Genomic DNA, 18,266 nt, shown 5'->3' on the forward strand with positions numbered 1-18,266 from the left:
CTTGGAAATGAATCGATCGGGCTTCGGGTGTTGAGCAAGAATTTAACTCAGCATCCGAACAAGGCTGGAAAACTTGGTTAAATTGAACGCGATCGAGCTACTTTCGCGCTAGGTTAGCAGCAGGGCTGAACTGGTGAAGGTAGTGAAGTATTTCTTTCTGTCTGAAGGCTGGAGTGTCGGTCGAGTCTGGGAGTTGGGCGGCTTGTGGAATGAGGTCGCTTGGAGACGGAAGCCCCAGATCGAGCAGTTGGAATTGTACATTTGGGAAAACGGCGAGAAGCTGCGACTCTATCGGGTCGAAGATGCGGTGCTGATGGTGGAAGTGAAGCCAACTCCCGCAGTCGAATCGGGCGCGATCGGACAGGTGGTATTGAAGCGTCTGATCACGGCAGATCAAGCGATCGACATGATTTGCAGCGCGAACCTGAATACAGGAATACTGTGATAATAAAGTGTAGGGTTTGGACTTCGGACTATGACTCAGCAATATATCGGGGAATTCGTTGCGCCCGACATTAGCCACATTGTCACCGAGAACGATACGCCTGTGGACAATTTTCAAAGTGCGAAACAACAAAGGCTACTCGTTGAACCACTCTACACATCTTGGTTGGAGAACCTGCCGTTCGTTGCAGATGCAAATGTTGGATTATTTTACACTGCGAAGCAAGATCCGATCGTCCCGGATGCCTTCCTCAGCTTAGGGGTCGAAATGCCAACCGACTGGAGCAAAAAGCAGAATCGCTCTTATTTTGTCTGGGAGTTTGGCAAATTCCCAGATGTTTGTATTGAGATTGTTTCCAACCGCGAAGGAAACGAATTAGGCAAAAAGAAAGATCTGTATGCGCGGATTGGTGTCCCTTACTATGCCGTCTTTGATCCGCTCAAGCAACTTCAGCGACCAGACGAGATGAATGGGCAACTGCTTCGAGTCTGGGGTCTATCATTTGGGCAGTATGTTGAGCTGTCACAACCGTTTTGGCTACCTACTGTAGGTTTGGGATTAACCGTTTGGCAAGGAGAGTTTGAAGCGGTGAGTGGAATTTGGTTGCGATGGTGCGATCGTGATCAGCACGTCATCCCAACCGGAGCCGAAGGTAAGGTTCTAGAATTCCAAAGAGCCGAAGCGGAACGCCAGAAAGCAGATCGTCTAGCAGCGCGATTACGAGAATTAGGAATTAACCCGGATGAGATTTAGTTCGGATGGAATTTGCGGTAAAGCATGGCTTTGATCGGCTGTCCTTGAATCAAGTGTCGATCGACGATCGCGTCCACTTCTTCGGGCAGAACGCGACAGTACCAGATCTCGTCCGGTAAAACGAGTACCATTGCGCCATTGCCACATTGACCCAAACATTGGGAAGGCTCGATCGCGGCATCATCAGGCGCAAGCGTTTGAAAGGCTTGGAGTACCTTTGCTGCGCCCTGTTTGCGACAAGCCTTGTTCTGGCAAACTCTGACCGTGATCATTCGATTAATCTGGTAGCAGTCCTTTTGCCGCTAACCAGTCTCGATTGAATAGCTTCGATTGATAACGACTGCCGCCATCACAGAGAATGGTGACGATCGTATGTCCTGCTCCCATTTGTTTTGCCAGGGCAACTGCCGCTGCAACGTTGATTCCGACAGAACCGCCCATAAATAGACCGTCTTTTTCGAGCAGTTGGTACAGGACGCGGATGGCATCTCGATCGTCTACCCGAATGGCATCATCTGCAGGTGCGCCTTCCATGTTGGCAGTGACGCGACTGTTGCCGATTCCTTCTGTGACTGAAGTGCCTTCGGATTTCGTCTCTCCGGTTTTGACATAGCTATAGAGAGCGCTACCCATCGGATCAGCCAGGACGCACTTGATATTGGGGTTCTGCTCTTTGAGATACAGCGCAACTCCGGCATAAGTTCCACCTGTTCCGGTCGCTGTCACCCAAGCATCGATTTTGCCGTTGGTTTGAGTCCACATCTCAGGGGCAGTAGTCTCGTAGTGAGCACGGCGATTCGCTAAGTTATCGAACTGATTCGCCCAAATCGCGTTTTCCAGTTCTGAAGCGATTCTGCCCGACAGTCGAACATAGTTATTCGGATCTTTGTAGGGAACCGCCGGAACGGTGCGAACTTCTGCGCCTAAAGTGCGGAGCAAATCAATCTTTTCTTGAGACTGGGTTTCAGGAATGATGATCAGGCATTTGTAACCTTTGGCGTTGCAGATGTGCGCGAGTCCGATTCCAGTGTTGCCTGCTGTGCCTTCGACCACGGTTCCGCCGGGTTTGAGTAAGCCTTGTCGCTCGGCATCTTCGATGATGTAGAGCGCAGCGCGATCTTTGACGGAGCCACCGGGATTGAGAAATTCCGCTTTGCCAAGAATTTCGCACCCGGTTTCATCGCTAAAACTGTTGAGGCGAATCAGTGGAGTATTGCCGATCGCGCCTACAAATCCGTGTTTGATATCCATGCCTAAATCTTCCTGTGAGTTCCCTATTGCCATTTTGACGGATTGTGGCGCAATCGAGGGGGTTAAAGTCCCGTTTCTGTGAGATAAGACAGAAGCTCTTGTCTGCGTTGCTGGCTCAATCGAGCGATGCAGCTAGAGTAGACCATTGGAGCCATTGAGCCGCCTTTGAAGCGATCTCGCACGAAGGCACAGTCAGCATCGCGAAATTTAGTCCAAGCGGATTGAGCTGCGATGAGTTGGGCTTCTTGGGGAGTGCCCTTGAATTTTGCGATCGCTCGCTGATACGCTTGATTGAGTTGCTGCTCGGCGGTTTTTACCCGTTCAGCCGCACAGAAGTTGAGGTCAAACTGACTTCTAGGATTTTGGCAATCTATTTTGATATTGCTTGGTTGATTGTTGATTGGTGGACGATTGCTTTGTGCTTGAGTCGGCACATTTAAATACATCGCGCTGCCAATGAGCAAAGCTGTAATTCCTAAAATAGATTGATCCCATTGCATAAGTTATGTCTCACTTGAGTTATTTACAGATTGTAAGCTGTGCATTAGTGTTTTAATCTGCTGTTCGATCAGCGTCCAATTTTCTGATTCAACAACTTGTTTCGGAAATAAGTTTCCACCAATTCCAACCGCGATCGCGCCTGCTTGAATCATTGAGCTAGCATTCTCGATCGTTACCCCTCCAGTTGGAATCATCGGAATATGTCCGAGTGGTGCGCGTAATGCTTCAAGATAATTCGCATTTCCGACCGCTTGAATTGGAAAGACTTTGACACAACTGGCTTTCGCATCCCATGCAGTCATAATCTCGGTCGGAGTTAAAGCGCCGGGAATGATTGGAATTTCATGACGCTTTGCGATCGCAATTAAATCAAAATTAATATGGGGTGTGAACGCAAATTGTGCGCCTGCTGCAATTGCATTCTTTAAATCTTTTACTGTAAGAATTGTACCGACTCCGATCACACAGTCTGGAAAGCTCGATCGCAGATGTGTGACTAATTCCGCAGCGCAATCACTGTTCCAAGAAATCTCGATCAAGGTCATGCCGCCTGCGATCGCAGTCTTTACCATTTGCATACCCATTCTTAAACTCGGAGCGCGGATAATTGCGATCGCTCTCTGCTGTTTAATCAAACTTAACCAAGCTTTATCTCTCATATAAAATAATCTATTTTTTCTAGTTCCAAGGAAATTATTTTAGTGGATTTCTCTCATTAGATTGAGTCGATTCGGTCGTTGGAAAGAGGGAAAAGAATATCCCACTTCCTAAGCTAAGTGTGTAACCAATCCTGGAGTTAAAAAGATGGCTTTATACAAAATCAAGGAATTCGATCCCAACTATCGGGACCATTTTGATGGTGGTGATGTCAAGGATTTAGATCTCTACAACGGCGACGAAAAAATTGGTTCAGTGAATGATGTTCTAGTCGATGAAGATGGACGTTTTCGCTATCTCGTCATCAGCACTGGCGCATGGATCTTTGGTAAGAAAGTTTTATTGCCGATCGGACGCGCTCAAATTGATTACAGCGCTCATCGTGCTTACGCAAATGGTTTAACGAAAGAACAAGTCGAACAGCTTCCTGAATTCACCGATGACCTGAAAATGGACTACCACGGTGAAGAACAAGTACGTAGCGTCTACCGCTCTGATGCTGCAAGCACTACTGCAACGGGTGCTACGGGTACGAGTGCTGCAATGGGTGCATCTACAATTGACACATCTGCAATGAACACCCCGATCGAGGGATCTGCCGCGCTAGATTCAGATGCAGCAGGCATGGCGTACACGGGTTCATCGATGGGCGCAGGTTTCACCCCGACCTACGACCAAGACACCTACAACTATGACCTGGATCGCGACCTCTACAAGATGGATCATCATGACGATCGCATTCGCTTGTATGAAGAGCGTCTGATCGCGAACAAGCGCCGCATGAAAGCAGGCGAAGTCACAGTTGGCAAGCACGTTGAAACCGAAACGGCTCGTGTGAGTGTGCCGATCGAGAAAGAGCGCGTGGTTGTAGAGCGGGTTGCTTCGACCGATACGACTGCAGTTCCTGTGGGTGAAGCTGCGTTCCACGAAGGCGAAGTTGCTCGGATGGAAGTCTACGAAGAAACGCCGGACATCCGCAAAGAAGCGTTTGTACGTGAAGAAGTGCGCGTGAAGAAAGTGGTTGACCAAGATGTCGTCAACAGCGAAGAGCAAATCCGCCGTGAAGAGTTGGATCTCAACACTGACGGTCGCCCGGTGATCGATGATTCTTCGACCCGCAAGGTGTAGTGTCTCGCTTGAGATAGACTAAACGAAAACCTCCGAGTTGTAATAAGCTCGGAGGTTTTTTAGTGTTTATCGAGATTCCGCAACGCTGATTCCTGTGGCTTCTGAAGCTCGATCGTCCGGCTTAAACTTTGACGATGCCGCTTTTTTCAGAATCACCTCCTGAATTTGTTTCGCTAATTGGTTCGCTCTGACCGAATGAGTCCGGAGACACTGCGAGGGCATCGTTTGACGGAAAGATTGATAGTAGTCTTTGCGGGATTCTTCAAAGAGGAATCTGAGTTGCGCGATCGGATCATGATGATGATCCACGCGCAAATCTAAATGCGGATAAACATCCTGTTTCATCACATAAATCGCGGCCGATTGTCGCCCGCGCTTATCGCCGCCTGCTCTTTCTCCCGCCTCTAGGGCTTGCAGCAATCGTTCTGAAAATTCCATGCCTGCTTTCGCTTGATAGGCTTCTGCCATTGCGGTTAGAACTTGTTCACCGACGAGCATATTTCCAGCCACAGAAAAGCCCGGAAAAGTCAAATGCCCTGCCCAATCAACACAGCGAGATCCTGTCCAAGCGGCGGTTTGTCCGGTGTGATCCACAAGATGCAGTTGGCGATCGTCTGCTTCTGGATCGTTTTCTAGAAGTAAGTCAATAATGTCTTCAACCGAGATTTCATCGGCTGTGCCTTCACTGGCGATGCGTTGCTCTAGAAGCTGAATCCCGTGAATTCCGAGTAAAGGATTGGTTTGTGCTTGGGTGGCGATCGCGCCAACAGAGGCTTTGACGTGCGGCACCAGTGAGCCAACGGCTAAATGTTTCGTCGCGACAGCAATCCCGGTCATCTGTGTCTCAAAATCCCATGCCACGATCGAGAATGTCATAGAGTTCTAATCACTAAAAAATGTATAGAGATATTACCCTTTGATATCATCGATCGCTCAGTTGAAACTGTCTTTAACGTAACGCTTCGGAGATTGGGGTAGGGAGTGGGGAGTAGCAAGACATCTTTACTCGTTACTCCCTATGCCCTACGCTTCAATGACAACGCGCAAATTTCCCCGCTTTCTCGAAACGCGGCAGGACGTGGAAGACCCCGATCGCTCAAATTCCAAATCTAGCAAAGTAGGCCCCACTCGCAGATTCTTCAGCGCGAGATAGTTGATCGACTCTGGTAAAGCTGGATCAATCACGCGCAAACAGTTTCCAGGCGCATCCGGCACTAAATTCACAATCATGTGAACCAGTTGGAAAATGCTGCCTGTTGCCCAAGCTTGTGGAGTACAAGCCACCGGATATTGCACAGGTTCATTGTCTTCGGTGCGATCGTAGCCACAGAACAATTCCGGCGGACGTTGATAAGGTTGATGGCGCGTCATGTCGAGCAAGCCTTTACACAGTTCCAAAGCTTGATCGATCAAACCAAGAGAACGCAGTCCGATCGCAATCAGTGCATTGTCATGTGGCCACACCGAACCAACGTGATATCCCATCGGATTGTAAGCAGGCGATAGACTGCTCAAGGTGCGAATACCCCAACCGTTGAACATATCCGGTGCGCGGAGTCGTTCTGCGACACTGTAAGCTTTCTCTGGCGTAAAGATGCCTAACTGTAAACAATGTCCCGGATTCGAGGTAATACTATCCACTGGGTTGCCATCGCCATCGAGCGCTAAAGCACAGAAGTCTTGATCTTCCATCCAGAAATCTCGATTAAACCGAACTTTGAGATCGCGGGCTTCTTCTTCCCAACGATCGGCAAGATCAATCCGCTTTTTCATTCGGGCAATCTGACTCAATCGCACTTTTGCCGAATACACATAGCCTTGTACTTCACAGAGCGTAATCGCTCCTTGAGCCAGTTTGCCTTTGCGATCGACAATACAGTTCCCTGAATCTTTCCAGCCTTGGTTATCTAAGCCGCGTTTGGATTTGCGCTGATAGCTGAGATAGCCCGTTTCTTTCAGGTTGCGATCGACCCATTCCATTGCAGCAAGCGCATTGTTCCAGAGTCGATCGAGCGTTTCATAATCGGCTGTCCAGGAGAAATACTCGGCATACAGCATCAACCAAAGTGGAGTTGCATCTACCGTTCCGTAATAGGGAGTGTGTGGAATTTCCAGACAGCGTGCCATCTCACCGAAACGGATTTCGTGCAGAATCTTTCCGGGCTGTTCTTCTCGCCATTCGTCGTCTACTTTGCCTTGATAGTGCGCCAAAATCGTTAGCGTTTCACGTGCGATTTGTGGATCAAGCAGCAACGTTTGCGAAGCAGCAATAATCGAGTCGCGTCCGAATAGGGTCGAGAACCACGGAACTCCAGCAGAAAGCGCTTTGTTTTTTCCAAAGGTTTGTCTGAGAAGATAAACATCTTGCTCAGCCCGTTCGACCACGCGGTTAAAGGTGTTTTTGTCCGATCGAATCTGCGTCACTTGCTGCTGCCAGTGCTGTTCTTCGGCAAATTCGGCGGCTTTCGCTTGCGATAAGGTAATCGGCGCGCTGACTTTAGAAACAGGACGACCATTGCTTAACGGCTGCAAGCGATAACCGAGTTTCTGTTTCTCATGCGGCTGTAATCTCAACTGCCAAAGAGCGGTATAGCCTTTGAGGATGTCGGGTTGATGGTGAACAAAATCGATTCGGGACTCTAAAATCGTGCCGTCTAAACCCTGATACGCTAGCGTTAGTTCGATCGGCGAATGTTCCGCTTCATCGACTGCCACAAAGGATTCCATATCCTCAATTTCGTGCGGTTCTGAGGGCAGCCGTCTTAATAAGGCACCACGCTGGTTTCGCAAAAAGCCTCGCACTTCAAACAAATCGATAAAATCTGCTCCAAAGCTCAGACTCAATTCAAATTCAACCGGTTCGGTGCTGTAGTTGGCAATCTCGATTTCTTCAAATAATCCACCGTTCAGCACTAATTCGCGTTTAATCCCGATCGTTTCTGCCGGGATGCGATCGTCAAGGCGCGGATTGGTACACAGCACCGACATCACGAAGCCTTTTTCGGCAGTGCTGCTGAGTAAAATTGGGGGTCGTCCATCTAACTGCAACTCTAGCCGATTGAGAAACCGCGTATCGTTGCAAAACAATCCGAGACCGCTACTGCGCCCTTCATCCGATGAGCCACCAATATTGCCAAACGTATCCGTGAGCAAAAACAAATCATCATCTTTAAGCGTCAAAATCGGTTGCGGACGCTCACTTAAAACGGATATCCACTCCGGAATTGGATGGTGATCGGCGGGGGCAAATTTTCTACCATCAAGTTCGATAATTTCTACGGTCATGAGTTCTGTGGAGGACTGGTATGCAGGGTTTAGGGAACAAATCGTAACCATTTTAACGACGATGATGCGATCCGGATTTTCCAGTTTCAAACTTTGCTAATTCATTACTTTTGATTGCGATCGGTTTCGTTTTACTTGATGGTTTTAATTAACTTGAACGAGTAAACCTGGATTACAGATTGATCCCCAACCTCTCAATTCAATTGGCATCTCGTTCTGCGTCCAAAGCTGCGATAATCTCTATCCAGAAGCGATTCTGTCTTGTGCCCAAACGTGGTAGTATCCCAGATGCCCTAGCAGCACATTGCTGATGAGCGGCTTCGCTGCTTTTTGGTGAAAGGCTTTGCCGGGCCAGCGATCATCCGATTCGATTAATTTGATTCTCTAGGTTGTCCACTGTAATGCCATTGCCATCCTCTCACCGTCGCACGAAAATTGTTGCCACGATCGGCCCTGCCACGAGCAGCCCTGATGTCCTCCGCAATCTCATTCAGGCAGGGGCAACCACGCTGCGCCTGAATTTTTCTCACGGCACCCACGATGATCATCTCCGCAGCATTCGCCTGATTCGCCAGATTTCGTTTGAGTTGAATCAGCCTGTTGGAATTTTGCAGGATTTGCAGGGTCCGAAGATTCGCTTGGGACGGTTTGAGAACGGCTCGATCATTCTCAATAAGGGCGATCGCTTCACATTAACCAGCCGCATGATTCCCGGAACCCAGGACGCTAGCTCGGTGACTTACGATTTGCTGTCTGAAGAAGTCCCAGTCGGCGCAACAATTCTGCTCGACGATGGCAGAGTGGAAATGAAGGTCGAAGAAGTTGACCAAGCAACTCAATCGCTACATTGTCGCGTGATTGTGGGTGGCCCGCTCTCGAACAACAAAGGTGTGAACTTCCCCGGCGTGTATCTGTCGATCAAGGCGCTGACCGACAAAGATCGCAAAGACCTGGTGTTTGGACTGGATCAAGGAGTCGATTGGGTCGCGCTCAGCTTTGTGCGCAATCCGCAAGATGTTTTAGAAATCAAAGAACTGATTTCGAGTGCTGGAAAATCGACCCCGGTGATCGTCAAGATCGAAAAGCACGAAGCGATCGAACAAATGGAAGCGATTCTTTCGATCTCCGATGGCGCGATGGTAGCGCGGGGCGATCTCGGAGTTGAATTGCCTGCTGAAGATGTGCCGATTCTGCAAAAGCGCTTGATCAAAACGGCAAATCGTCTCGGAATTCCGGTGATCACCGCCACGCAGATGCTGGATAGCATGGTGCATAGTCCGCGTCCGACTCGTGCTGAAATTTCCGATGTCGCCAACGCGATTTTGGATGGAACCGATGCCGTGATGCTGTCGAATGAAACCGCAGTTGGAAAATATCCGATCGAAGCCGTTTCGCAGATGGCTTCGATCGCGGTACGGATCGAGCAGGAAAGCAACAAGCAGCTTTTAGACAGTAATGGTCGATCGATTCCCAATGCAATCAGTGAAGCGGTTGGGAATATTGCCGTGCAGCTCGATGCTTCTGCAATTATGTCGCTGACTAAAACGGGTGCCACTGCTCGTAACGTGTCCAAATTCCGCCCCAGAACGCCGATCCTCGCAATCACGCCTCATGTGGATGTGGCGCGTCAACTGCAGCTCGTTTGGGGAGTTAAACCGCTACTGGTGCTAGATCTCCCTTCGACGGGGCAAACCTTCCAAGCAGCGCTCAATGTTGCTCAAGAAAAAGGTTTAGTTTCAGAAGGTGATCTGGTGGTGCTGACCGCAGGAACGCTGCAAGGGGTGGCGGGTTCAACGGACTTGATCAAGGTTGAAGTGGTCACGGCGGTACGCGGTAAAGGGGTTGGGATTGGACAAGGGTCGGTTAGTGGTCGAGCACGGTTAGCTTCGACGCTGAAGGAGAGTCGCCAATTCCATTCGGGTGAAATCTTAGTTGCACCGAGTACGACGGCTGAGCATATTGATGCCATCCGCAAGGCGGCGGGAATTGTAACCGAGGACAGCAGTTTGACCAGTCATGCGGCTGTGATTGGATTGCGCTTAGGAATTCCGGTTTTGGTCGGTGTGAAGAATGCAACGGGTGTAATCCGCGATGGTGAGATTGTGACGCTTGATATGCAGCGCGGTTTGGTTTATTCCGGTAGCAGTGGAGCCGATCAGACGGATGCAGCATTGTCGCTTTAAGCAGGCGTAGGAAACAGGATTCTAGCGCCCTTCTCCCTTGGGGAGAAGGGCGGGGGCAGGCGTTCCGCCACGCTTTGCAAGGGGGCAAACGCTCCATCACGCTGGCGTTATTGATGACGAATGCAATCGTACATTGCAAGATATTCCTGTGCGGGATTCTTCCAAGAGTAATCGTACTTCATGCCTTGAATCGCCAACTGCTCAAAAATCTTACGGTTTTGTCCCCAAAGATCAAAAGCGCGTCCTAAGCCCGATTCCAGCGCAGTATTGTCCGACTCGTAGAAGACAAAGCCGTTCCGCTCTTCTGGTGGATGTGCTTGATCATAGTCGTAATCAAACACCGTGTTGACCAATCCACCCACACCCCGAACGATCGGCACAGTTCCATATTTCAAAGCAATCACCTGTGTTAGTCCACAAGGCTCAAAGTTACTCGGAACCACAATCATATCTGATCCGGCATAAATCAAATGCGATAGCTCCTCGTTAAATCCAAGTTCAATATGACAATCCGGATTATTGTTCAGAAACTCTTTTTCGTGCCTGAACCATTGATCGATCGCGGCTTCCGTTGCTGACCCCAGTAGCACAAACTGTGCGCCTCGCTCTAGCGCATAGTACATCGCGTGATGAACTAGATGCACACCTTTTTGATCATCTAAGCGACCGATGAAACATACAATGGGTTTGTTTTCCTCTCGAAGTAACAATCGCTCTCGGAGTGCTTTCGTGTTGTAATGCTTTTGCTCGAAGCTATCGGCAGAATAATGATACGGAAGATAGCGATCGTTCTCCGGGTTCCAGAAACCATAGTCGATCCCGTTGAGGATGCCCGTAAACTTGTCTTGATAAAGCTCTAAAGTGTGCCCTAATCCATAGCTAATGGTCGTATGCCGAGCTTCCCAAGCATGATGTGGCGAAACGGTATTTACTGCGTTTGAGTAAACAATTCCACCTTTCATGAAGTTGATCGAGAACGGATTGAAATTGTCTCTTAGCTTGTCATAGCTAAAGTAGTATTCGGGTCTTCTGAGCTGAGTTGCTTCTAAAATATCTGTGCCACCAAAGCCTTGATGTTTGAAGTTATGAATGGTGTAACAGACTCGCTGGTTTGCCATGCCGTGATACTTGTAAATCTCAAACAGCATTACTGGAACCAATCCGGTCTGCCAATCATGACAATGAATCACATCTGGTCGCTTATTGCTTTGCAGCAGAAATTCTAGTGCAGCTTTGCTGAAGAACGCGAACCGCATATTGTCATCATTGCAGCCATAATAACAGCCACGATCGAAGTAAAAATCCTCAGAGTGCGGCTCAATAAAAAAGCATACTTGCCCATGTACCCAACCACAGTACACCGAACAATGTACCCAGCTATCAAACCAGGGTACATACAAATCCCGATACGCATCATGCAAGCCCCAAATGTGGTCATACCGCATACAGTCATACTTTGGCAGAATCAATTCGACGCAGTGCCCTTGACTTTCCAGTTCGCGACTTAGCCCGTAGACTACATCTCCCAGTCCTCCAGCTTTAATCACTGGAGCGCATTCGGAGGCAATTTGCACAATGTACATCGGTATCCTCTTGCTTTACATATGTTCATTTTTTGATGTCTTTATTCAATACGCAAGCTCGGATTTTTGCAAGGGGCGATCTGGTCTCAAAACTTAAGCGCATTCTTAGAATGTCCGATCTATGATTTGACGCAAAGACTCTGGCAATTCTCATGACTGTAACTCTCGCTTCACTGCCTCACATTTCTGGCACTCTGCCGGCTCCCTCGGCTGATCCCGTCTTTCTTGCCACTACGAATTTAAGATTAGACGCGATCAGGGCTGCGTTTGCCTGTGCCCTGCATATGCACCAACCGACAATCCCCGCAGGTCACAACGGGGCATTGATCAGCAATCTACAACAGATGTTCGAGCATCCGAACGAGGGAGATAATCACAATGCTAGTGTATTTGCCTGGTGCTACGGTCGCATGGGTGAATTTATCCCGGAGTTAGTGGCTCAAGGTTGCAATCCTCGAATGATGCTCGATTATTCTGGGAATTTGCTCTGGGGACTTCAGCAGATGGGACGCGAGGATATTCTCAATAACCTGAAGCAGATTACGTGCGATCGGCAGTTCCAGCCTTATGTGGAATGGCTCGGTACAATGTGGAGTCATGCGGTTGTTCCATCTACACCGATTCCTGATTTGAAGCTGCATATACAAGCATGGCGGCATTATTTTGCTTCGATTTTCGGAGTTGATGCGCTGCAACGAGTTCGAGGATTTTCGCCGCCAGAGATGCACTTGCCGAATCATCCGGATACGCTGTTTGAGTATATTGAAGCGCTGAAAGAGTGCGGTTATCGCTGGCTTTTGGTGCAGGAACATTCCGTAGAGCAGCTAGATGGTTCAGGCTTAACTCAGGATCAAAAGTACATTCCAAATCAATTAGTAGCACGTAATTCTAACGGTGAAACCATTTCAATCACGGCATTGATTAAAACTCAAGGCTCGGATACAAAGTTAGTGGCACAAATGCAGCCTTATTTTGAGGCGAAAACACGATCGAAACAATCGGTCAGCAATACTGTGATTCCCTCGATCGTGTCTCAGATCGCAGACGGGGAAAATGGCGGAGTGATGATGAATGAGTATCCTCGCGACTTGTTCAGGATCTATCACGACATCCGGAATGCAGGAAACAACACTTCGGGAGTAGTGGCGATCAATGGAACAGAGTATCTAGAACTGATTGAAGCGGCTGGAGTTCGGGAGGATGACTATCCGAAAGTTCAAGCGATTCAACAGCATAAAATTTGGCAAAGCGTTGATCAGGTCACTCCTGAAGCGGTTGAGCAAGCAATCGCACATTTAAAGCAATCGGACGATCGCTTTCACATTGATGGTGCATCCTGGACGAACGATCTCAGTTGGGTCAAAGGATACGAGAATGTTTTAGAGCCAATGATTGAACTGAGTGCATTGTTTCACCAAAAGTTTGATTCGGAAGATCCAACCGTAGCCGCACGAGCGGACTATCAAGAAGCATTGTTGTACAACTTACTGCTGCAGACCAGTTGTTTTCGATACTGGGGTCAAGGCACTTGGACAGACTACGCTCGTGAACTGTATCAACGGGGTAAGGCAATTTTGAGTTAGAACCGGAGCGATCGCCATTGCTTTCTACTTCACGTTTGCGCGTGCGCCGGATTGCGCGGCATAGGCGATCGCTAATCCATCGGCTGCATCATCAGGTTTTGGTGGCTCTGACAGTCCAAAGATCATCATCACGGCTTGCTGAATCTCTGATTTTTGCGCCCCATATTTTGCAACAGAAGCTTTTACCTGTGATTGGTGCAAAAAGATCGGCTCAGATAACCCACATTCGCCTAGCGCTAATTCGATTACACCTAATGCCCGCAGAACTTTATTCGCGCTTGTCATTTCGCGGCTAAAGAAAGGCATTTCTAAGGCAACAACATCAGGCTTTAGAATTTGGCAAAGTTCACAAACATCATCGTGAATCTGCTTCAAGCGATCGTAGATTGAAGACTTTGCAGGAGTCACAATCACACCATAATCTAAAACCGTGTCGTCCTGGATGGCTCCATATCCGATCGTTGCGATCGCCGGATCGATGCCTAAAATAATTTTTCCCTGTAACGTTAGCATTTGTATTAGCGCTATCTTTAGACTTTCATAATACACTCGAACTATCGAATATGGCGAAACTTCCATTTGATATTGATATCGTGCTGGATAGAGCCCGCGAAGCTGTTGAGACACTTCCCAAAGCTGCAATGTTTGAACTCTACGAAGCGGGTTACACTTCTTTGTTTGAGCAATTAATTAGCTGCTTAATTTCGGTTCGCACCTACGATGAAGTGAGCTTACCTGTTTCACGTCGATTGTTTGAACGCGCTCGGACACCGAATCAAATTGCACAACTCACCCCAGAAGAAATTGAAACGCTGATTCGAGAGTGTACCTATCCAGAGCAAAAAGCACGGCAAATTCATGCGATCGCGAATCAAGTCGTCAACGATTATGCAGGTGAACTTCCAGCCGATTTAGAGGTGCTATTAAGCTTTAAGGGAATTGGAGTGAAATGCGCTCACCTAGCCTTGGGAATCGCCTGCAAGCAGCCATACATCAGCGTCGATACTCATGTGCATCGGATTACAAATCGTTGGGGATACGTCGAAGCGAAAACACCAGAGAAAACCACGATCGCACTTTCAGCAAAACTTCCGCAACGCTACTGGATAGAAATTAATCAAGTATTAGTCCCGTTTGGGAAACACATTTGCACCGGGAAGCGTCCTCATTGTTCCCAGTGCCCTGTTTTAGATTGGTGCGAACAGAGAATTGATTAATCGATCGACAAAACCCGCCCCGATCGATAAGCCCTAATCCCCTCAGCAAGTTGAATTAACAATCGCCCTTGCTCATCAATCCCAGCACCTACTCCAGTCAATTGCTCATTTACAGCATCGAACACGATCGTTTTTCTCTGTAGAATGTCTCGCGCTTGAATCTCCGGCAGTAATTCCACAAGAGAGCGATTGCATAGTTGCAGCAAACAATATCGTAATTGCTCTAACAGTGCTTGCAAATCTGGCACATACGCTGAAATTTCTTGTAAGCTAATTGCCCCATCCACAGGCACAGCCTCACAATTAATTCCAATTCCTACAACAACCTGAGCTTGCTCTGCTTGAATCCGCGATTCACACAGCACACCCGCAAGCTTTCGATCTTCTGCAAATACGTCATTTGTCCACTTCAAACCCAGCGTACCGTGCAAATTCGGCAACAAAGTTTCGATCGCATCAATTGTCGCAAGTCCCGCAATCAAACTCAACCCCGCGAGTTGCGCGATCGGCAAATTCAGCACAAAACTCGCAGTTAATGCACCCGACGAAGACACCCAAGCACGATCAAACTGTCCCCGTCCTGCGGTCTGATTGCGGGTAAACACCACATCTCCGTGCTGCAATTGAGAAAGCTGATCTAGTGTCCACGAATTGGTACTTTCACAGCTTTCTAGCTCAATCAACCATTGTTTGTCAGGCTGCGATCGCTTCTTGTCCATGCTTGCGTAACAAATCCATAAGTTCATCTCGATAGTCGTGAAACGTAGAATGTCGCTTCACCGAAGCTGCTCGTTCTGGTAAATTAATGTTCATCACCTTGCGAACCGTTCCCGGACGCGCACTCAGAGCAAAAATTCGGTTCGAGAGAAACACTGCTTCTTCGACATCGTGAGTAATCATAAAGATTGTAATCCCTGTGCGCTGCCATAGATCAATCATAAAGTCGTGCATCGACTCTTTGGTATGGATGTCCAAAGCTCCAAACGGTTCATCCATCAGCAGAATTTTCGGTTCCGAAGCAAGAGCACGAGCGATCGCAACTCGCTGCTTCATCCCACCGGATAGCTCTTTCGGCAACGCCTTACCAAACTGTGATAGGCCCACCACATTCAGATAGTAGCCAGCTTGCTCCCGACGATCTTTTTTCGGCACGCCTTGCAGCTTTAAACCAAACTCTGCATTTTCCTGCACCGTCATCCACGGATACAGCGTGTAATGTTGGAAAACCATGCCGCGATCGGGTCCTGGCCCTGTAACTCTTTTGCCTTCGATCCGCACTTCGCCGATCGTCGGTGTATCCAATCCTGCAATCTGACGCAGCAGTGTTGATTTACCTGACCCCGATGCACCGACCGCGCAAACAAATTCGCCTTGCTCGATCTCGATATCAATATCTTTCAGAACAACGAGCGTTCCATTGCTGGTGGAAAAATGCTTGCTGAGATTGTTAATTTGCAAAAACATTGGTGAGGTCTCCAGAGTGAAGGTTATCGTTTTTGGCTTGCCCATTTGCAAGTGACACGCAACAGATACTGACACAGTAAGTCAAATGTTAGACCAATGACTCCAATCACAATTAGTCCAGCAAAAATTTCATCGGTTCTGAGAAAGCGTCCTGCTACACTAATTCGCCGTCCTAAACCTTCTGTCGCTGCAATCAATTCAGACACAATGACAAGCTGCCAAGCTGCTGCTAAGTTAATCCGACAAGCATCCAAAATTCCCGGAAGAACGTGCGGCAAAATGACTTGAGTTAATGCGGCTCGACGATTGCCACCGAGCATATAGGTTGCTTCGATCAAATCCTTCGGCACAAACTTCACGGTGTCCATCACCATTAGGGAGTTAAAGAAGAACGTTCCAAGGAAAATTAGTGTAATCTTTGGCTCTTCATCCACTCCCTGATAGAGAATCAACAGTGGGATAAATGCGGGTGCTGGCATGTAGCGCACTAATCCGAACAAGGGTTCCAACAAAGCTCGAATGCTTGGAAAGCTACCCATCAGTATGCCAACCGGGATAGATAACAATGCCGCAAATAGAAACCCTACTCCGACCCGCCACAAGCTTGCAACGGTATCTTTCAGCAGTTCACGAGTGCTCCACAGTCGCCCGAATGCCTCTAGCACTTTTGCAGGTGAAGGGAGAAACTTTGAATCAATGTTGCCGAAAGTTGTGACTGCCCACCAGAGCAAGAGCGGAAGCGCGATCGACAGAACGGTTAAAGTCGTATACAAAGGTTTCGGAATGTCTTCTGCTAAACGCCAAAACACCGTTGGTTTCATCGGTTTAGGCTTCATCAGAGACTGAATCGATCGGGGAGTCGAGTTTTGCATAACTTAAGCTGCTTTGGCTACTTTTTGGTTCTGAGCGTGGGCTTTAACAAAGCGATCGTCAAACAATAGCATCGTGTTTGGTTTATTTTTCGCCAGTCCAACATCCATTAAGAATTTGCTCATTTCATCGGCTGCATAAAGCAGCGAAGTCATGTCGTTTCCAGGCTGAAAGGCTTTCAGGTTCTCTTCGAGCGTAAATAAACGAGTGCCATCGGCGTATTCTTTGTATTCGTCGATCGACACTCCCGCCCGTTTCGCCATAATTTCATAAGCTTTCGCTTGATTATTTTTGATGTAGTCGAGTGTTGAAAACCAAGTATCCACTAAAGCTTGCACTTGATCCGGATGCTCATACAGAAACTTGCGATTGACAACTAAGTGATCCGAAATTGCGCCCGGAAAATCTTTGGAGCTGAAGAGTTCTTTGCTGTTTGAGCGCTTCAATGCTTGAGTCGTAAAGGGTGCGAAAACGGCACAGGCATCGACTTGTCCGCCAACAAATGCGGCGGCAGCTTTCCCAGTTTCAAGTGGCACGAATTGAATATCTTGAGGCGAAAGTCCCGCTTTTCTCAAGCCCAATAACAACAAGAAATGATCGACCGTTCCTTCTTCGGCTGCAACTCTTTTTCCTTTGAGATCTGCAACCGTGTTGATGCCTTCTCGAACAATAACTTTGTCGTTTCCGGTTGAATTATCGTTCACCAACACAATGACTTGATCTGCACCACCCGCGATCGAATTCACCGTATCTCCGAGCGTTTGACTATTGGCATCAATTTGTCCTGCTGTGAGCGTGCTAATCGATTCCAAATAGCCATCAAACCACTTGAGATCAGCATTAGCAGATTTAGTTTTAAAGATGCCTTGTTGCTGTGCAACTTCCCAGGGAAACCAACCCGGCCAAGCGCTAAAGCCGAGTCGAATCGTGTTAGCGGTTGTCGTGGCTGCAACTGCTTCTGTTTCTGTCGTCGTCCGAATATAAGTGGCAGGATTTGTGCAACCAACTGCTAGAAATACAGCCATTAAAAACAGCAGACAGGAAGTCACGATCGTTCTCGCTTTCATAAGCAAATCCTAGGTCAAGGTTCTGGGAAATAGAGCGGAAAGGTTAGCGACAAACGATCGAGTTTCTAATAGAAAAACCCAGGTGAAACCTCACAGTCTTTTGCTTCGACTGAAAGTTCCTCCCGGGCTTTTCTCCCGCCGTGTAGCCAACATTTTTCGGTTAGCCTGCTTCTCTCGGACCAGACATTCTACGAACCGGAACCCTAGAAGCAAATTAAATTTTAGAACTGCAATCGCGCACCACTTTAGGTGGGTTGGTTCGATTTTACAGTAACAACT

Annotated in this window: 18 protein-coding genes and 1 riboswitch; of the genes, 6 read left to right on the plus strand and 12 right to left on the minus strand. The window is 48.1% G+C overall.

Features of this window, described 5'->3' with window-relative positions; genetic code table 11:
- The first annotated feature begins 142 nt into the window (after positions 1-142).
- Both NC981_RS00005 and NC981_RS00010 read left to right on the plus strand, forming a co-directional pair.
- On the plus strand, positions 143-445 hold the full coding sequence (locus NC981_RS00005) for a hypothetical protein (RefSeq protein WP_348241004.1): 303 nt from the start codon (positions 143-145) through the stop codon (positions 443-445).
- A 30-nt stretch (positions 446-475) separates the two neighbouring features.
- Positions 476-1,198 (plus strand): Uma2 family endonuclease, encoded by a 723-nt coding sequence (locus NC981_RS00010; protein ID WP_348241005.1) that lies wholly within the window; start codon positions 476-478, stop codon positions 1,196-1,198.
- Here the strand turns inward: NC981_RS00010 and NC981_RS00015 are convergent.
- The 4 genes from NC981_RS00015 to NC981_RS00030 all read right to left on the minus strand — a co-directional run bounded on the left by NC981_RS00015 (position 1,195) and on the right by NC981_RS00030 (position 3,609).
- Positions 1,195-1,470 (minus strand): (2Fe-2S) ferredoxin domain-containing protein, encoded by a 276-nt coding sequence (locus tag NC981_RS00015; RefSeq protein ID WP_348241006.1) that lies wholly within the window; start codon positions 1,468-1,470, stop codon positions 1,195-1,197. The genes NC981_RS00010 and NC981_RS00015 overlap by 4 nt on opposite strands.
- Positions 1,471-1,474: 4 nt before the next feature.
- On the minus strand, positions 1,475-2,449 hold the full coding sequence (locus NC981_RS00020) for a cysteine synthase A (RefSeq protein ID WP_348241007.1): 975 nt from the start codon (positions 2,447-2,449) through the stop codon (positions 1,475-1,477).
- Positions 2,450-2,511: 62 nt separating this feature from the next.
- Positions 2,512-2,949, minus strand: coding sequence for a lysozyme inhibitor LprI family protein (locus NC981_RS00025; protein ID WP_348241008.1), 438 nt, complete (start codon positions 2,947-2,949; stop codon positions 2,512-2,514).
- 3 nt (positions 2,950-2,952) lie between these two features.
- A complete protein-coding gene (locus tag NC981_RS00030; protein WP_348241009.1) occupies positions 2,953-3,609 on the minus strand; it encodes a bifunctional 4-hydroxy-2-oxoglutarate aldolase/2-dehydro-3-deoxy-phosphogluconate aldolase in 657 nt (218 codons plus the stop codon).
- 145 nt (positions 3,610-3,754) lie between these two features.
- Between NC981_RS00030 and NC981_RS00035 the strand changes: the two genes are divergently transcribed.
- A complete protein-coding gene (locus NC981_RS00035) occupies positions 3,755-4,735 on the plus strand; it encodes a DUF2382 domain-containing protein (protein WP_348241010.1) in 981 nt (326 codons plus the stop codon).
- A gap of 66 nt (positions 4,736-4,801) precedes the next feature.
- Here the strand turns inward: NC981_RS00035 and NC981_RS00040 are convergent, their stop codons facing one another.
- Together NC981_RS00040 and NC981_RS00045 are read right to left on the minus strand one after the other, a co-directional pair.
- A complete protein-coding gene (locus NC981_RS00040; protein WP_348241011.1) occupies positions 4,802-5,611 on the minus strand; it encodes a DUF1028 domain-containing protein in 810 nt (269 codons plus the stop codon).
- Between the two features lie 147 nt (positions 5,612-5,758).
- Positions 5,759-8,020 (minus strand): amylo-alpha-1,6-glucosidase, encoded by a 2,262-nt coding sequence (locus tag NC981_RS00045; protein ID WP_348241012.1) that lies wholly within the window; start codon positions 8,018-8,020, stop codon positions 5,759-5,761.
- A gap of 401 nt (positions 8,021-8,421) precedes the next feature.
- On the opposite strand from NC981_RS00045, the gene pyk reads away from it, so the two are divergent.
- Positions 8,422-10,203 carry a pyruvate kinase gene (gene pyk / locus NC981_RS00050; RefSeq protein ID WP_348241013.1) on the plus strand — a complete coding sequence of 594 codons (1,782 nt, stop codon included), beginning with the start codon at positions 8,422-8,424 and terminating at the stop codon, positions 10,201-10,203.
- A gap of 107 nt (positions 10,204-10,310) precedes the next feature.
- Here the strand turns inward: pyk and glgA are convergent, their stop codons facing one another.
- Positions 10,311-11,786: a glycogen synthase GlgA gene (gene glgA / locus NC981_RS00055; RefSeq protein WP_348241014.1), complete on the minus strand. Its 1,476-nt coding sequence runs from the start codon at positions 11,784-11,786 to the stop codon at positions 10,311-10,313.
- 152 nt (positions 11,787-11,938) lie between these two features.
- Here glgA and NC981_RS00060 point away from each other — a divergent pair, with 152 nt between their 5' ends.
- Positions 11,939-13,369: a glycosyl hydrolase family 57 gene (locus NC981_RS00060; RefSeq protein ID WP_348241015.1), complete on the plus strand. Its 1,431-nt coding sequence runs from the start codon at positions 11,939-11,941 to the stop codon at positions 13,367-13,369.
- Positions 13,370-13,393: 24 nt separating this feature from the next.
- Here the strand turns inward: NC981_RS00060 and NC981_RS00065 are convergent, their stop codons facing one another.
- Entirely contained in the window at positions 13,394-13,882 is a 489-nt protein-coding gene (locus NC981_RS00065; protein WP_190376320.1) for a crossover junction endodeoxyribonuclease RuvC, read from the minus strand.
- Positions 13,883-13,932: 50 nt separating this feature from the next.
- Here NC981_RS00065 and nth point away from each other — a divergent pair, with 50 nt between their 5' ends.
- Positions 13,933-14,586 carry an endonuclease III gene (nth, locus tag NC981_RS00070; RefSeq protein WP_348241016.1) on the plus strand — a complete coding sequence of 218 codons (654 nt, stop codon included), beginning with the start codon at positions 13,933-13,935 and terminating at the stop codon, positions 14,584-14,586.
- Here the strand turns inward: nth and NC981_RS00075 are convergent.
- Genes NC981_RS00075 through NC981_RS00090 form a run of 4 tightly spaced genes read right to left on the minus strand, consistent with a single transcriptional unit; the run spans position 14,583 to position 17,987 of the window.
- Positions 14,583-15,332: a biotin--[acetyl-CoA-carboxylase] ligase gene (locus tag NC981_RS00075; protein WP_348241017.1), complete on the minus strand. Its 750-nt coding sequence runs from the start codon at positions 15,330-15,332 to the stop codon at positions 14,583-14,585. The two genes, nth and NC981_RS00075, sit on opposite strands and share 4 nt — an antisense overlap.
- Entirely contained in the window at positions 15,280-16,050 is a 771-nt protein-coding gene (locus tag NC981_RS00080) for an ABC transporter ATP-binding protein (RefSeq protein ID WP_348241018.1), read from the minus strand. The genes NC981_RS00075 and NC981_RS00080 overlap by 53 nt, the downstream gene beginning before the upstream one ends.
- 23 nt (positions 16,051-16,073) lie before the next feature.
- Positions 16,074-16,922: an ABC transporter permease gene (locus NC981_RS00085; RefSeq protein ID WP_348241019.1), complete on the minus strand. Its 849-nt coding sequence runs from the start codon at positions 16,920-16,922 to the stop codon at positions 16,074-16,076.
- A 3-nt stretch (positions 16,923-16,925) separates the two neighbouring features.
- Positions 16,926-17,987, minus strand: a complete 1,062-nt coding sequence (locus tag NC981_RS00090; protein WP_348241020.1) for an ABC transporter substrate-binding protein — start codon at positions 17,985-17,987, stop codon at positions 16,926-16,928.
- A 117-nt stretch (positions 17,988-18,104) separates the two neighbouring features.
- Positions 18,105-18,205, minus strand: a riboswitch (guanidine-I (ykkC/yxkD leader).
- Between the last annotated feature and the right edge of the window lie 61 nt (positions 18,206-18,266).

This window comes from Leptolyngbya sp. DQ-M1 (genome assembly GCF_039962505.1).
Taxonomy (GTDB): domain Bacteria; phylum Cyanobacteriota; class Cyanobacteriia; order Leptolyngbyales; family Leptolyngbyaceae; genus Leptolyngbya.

Excerpts from the sequence above, each read along its gene's own strand:
- NC981_RS00065 (WP_190376320.1), bottom strand. The coding sequence starts at position 13,882 with ATGCTAACGTTACAGGGAAAAATTATTTTAGGCATCGATCCGGCGATC.
- NC981_RS00035 (WP_348241010.1), top strand. The coding sequence starts at position 3,755 with ATGGCTTTATACAAAATCAAGGAATTCGATCCCAACTATCGGGACCAT.
- NC981_RS00090 (WP_348241020.1), bottom strand. The coding sequence starts at position 17,987 with ATGAAAGCGAGAACGATCGTGACTTCCTGTCTGCTGTTTTTAATGGCT.
- NC981_RS00060 (WP_348241015.1), top strand. The coding sequence starts at position 11,939 with ATGACTGTAACTCTCGCTTCACTGCCTCACATTTCTGGCACTCTGCCG.
- glgA (WP_348241014.1), bottom strand. The coding sequence starts at position 11,786 with ATGTACATTGTGCAAATTGCCTCCGAATGCGCTCCAGTGATTAAAGCT.
- NC981_RS00040 (WP_348241011.1), bottom strand. The coding sequence starts at position 5,611 with ATGACATTCTCGATCGTGGCATGGGATTTTGAGACACAGATGACCGGG.
- nth (WP_348241016.1), top strand. The coding sequence starts at position 13,933 with ATGGCGAAACTTCCATTTGATATTGATATCGTGCTGGATAGAGCCCGC.
- NC981_RS00010 (WP_348241005.1), top strand. The coding sequence starts at position 476 with ATGACTCAGCAATATATCGGGGAATTCGTTGCGCCCGACATTAGCCAC.
- NC981_RS00080 (WP_348241018.1), bottom strand. The coding sequence starts at position 16,050 with ATGTTTTTGCAAATTAACAATCTCAGCAAGCATTTTTCCACCAGCAAT.
- NC981_RS00045 (WP_348241012.1), bottom strand. The coding sequence starts at position 8,020 with ATGACCGTAGAAATTATCGAACTTGATGGTAGAAAATTTGCCCCCGCC.
- NC981_RS00085 (WP_348241019.1), bottom strand. The coding sequence starts at position 16,922 with ATGCAAAACTCGACTCCCCGATCGATTCAGTCTCTGATGAAGCCTAAA.
- pyk (WP_348241013.1), top strand. The coding sequence starts at position 8,422 with ATGCCATTGCCATCCTCTCACCGTCGCACGAAAATTGTTGCCACGATC.
- NC981_RS00025 (WP_348241008.1), bottom strand. The coding sequence starts at position 2,949 with ATGCAATGGGATCAATCTATTTTAGGAATTACAGCTTTGCTCATTGGC.
- NC981_RS00015 (WP_348241006.1), bottom strand. The coding sequence starts at position 1,470 with ATGATCACGGTCAGAGTTTGCCAGAACAAGGCTTGTCGCAAACAGGGC.
- NC981_RS00020 (WP_348241007.1), bottom strand. The coding sequence starts at position 2,449 with ATGGATATCAAACACGGATTTGTAGGCGCGATCGGCAATACTCCACTG.
- NC981_RS00030 (WP_348241009.1), bottom strand. The coding sequence starts at position 3,609 with ATGAGAGATAAAGCTTGGTTAAGTTTGATTAAACAGCAGAGAGCGATC.
- NC981_RS00075 (WP_348241017.1), bottom strand. The coding sequence starts at position 15,332 with ATGAACTTATGGATTTGTTACGCAAGCATGGACAAGAAGCGATCGCAG.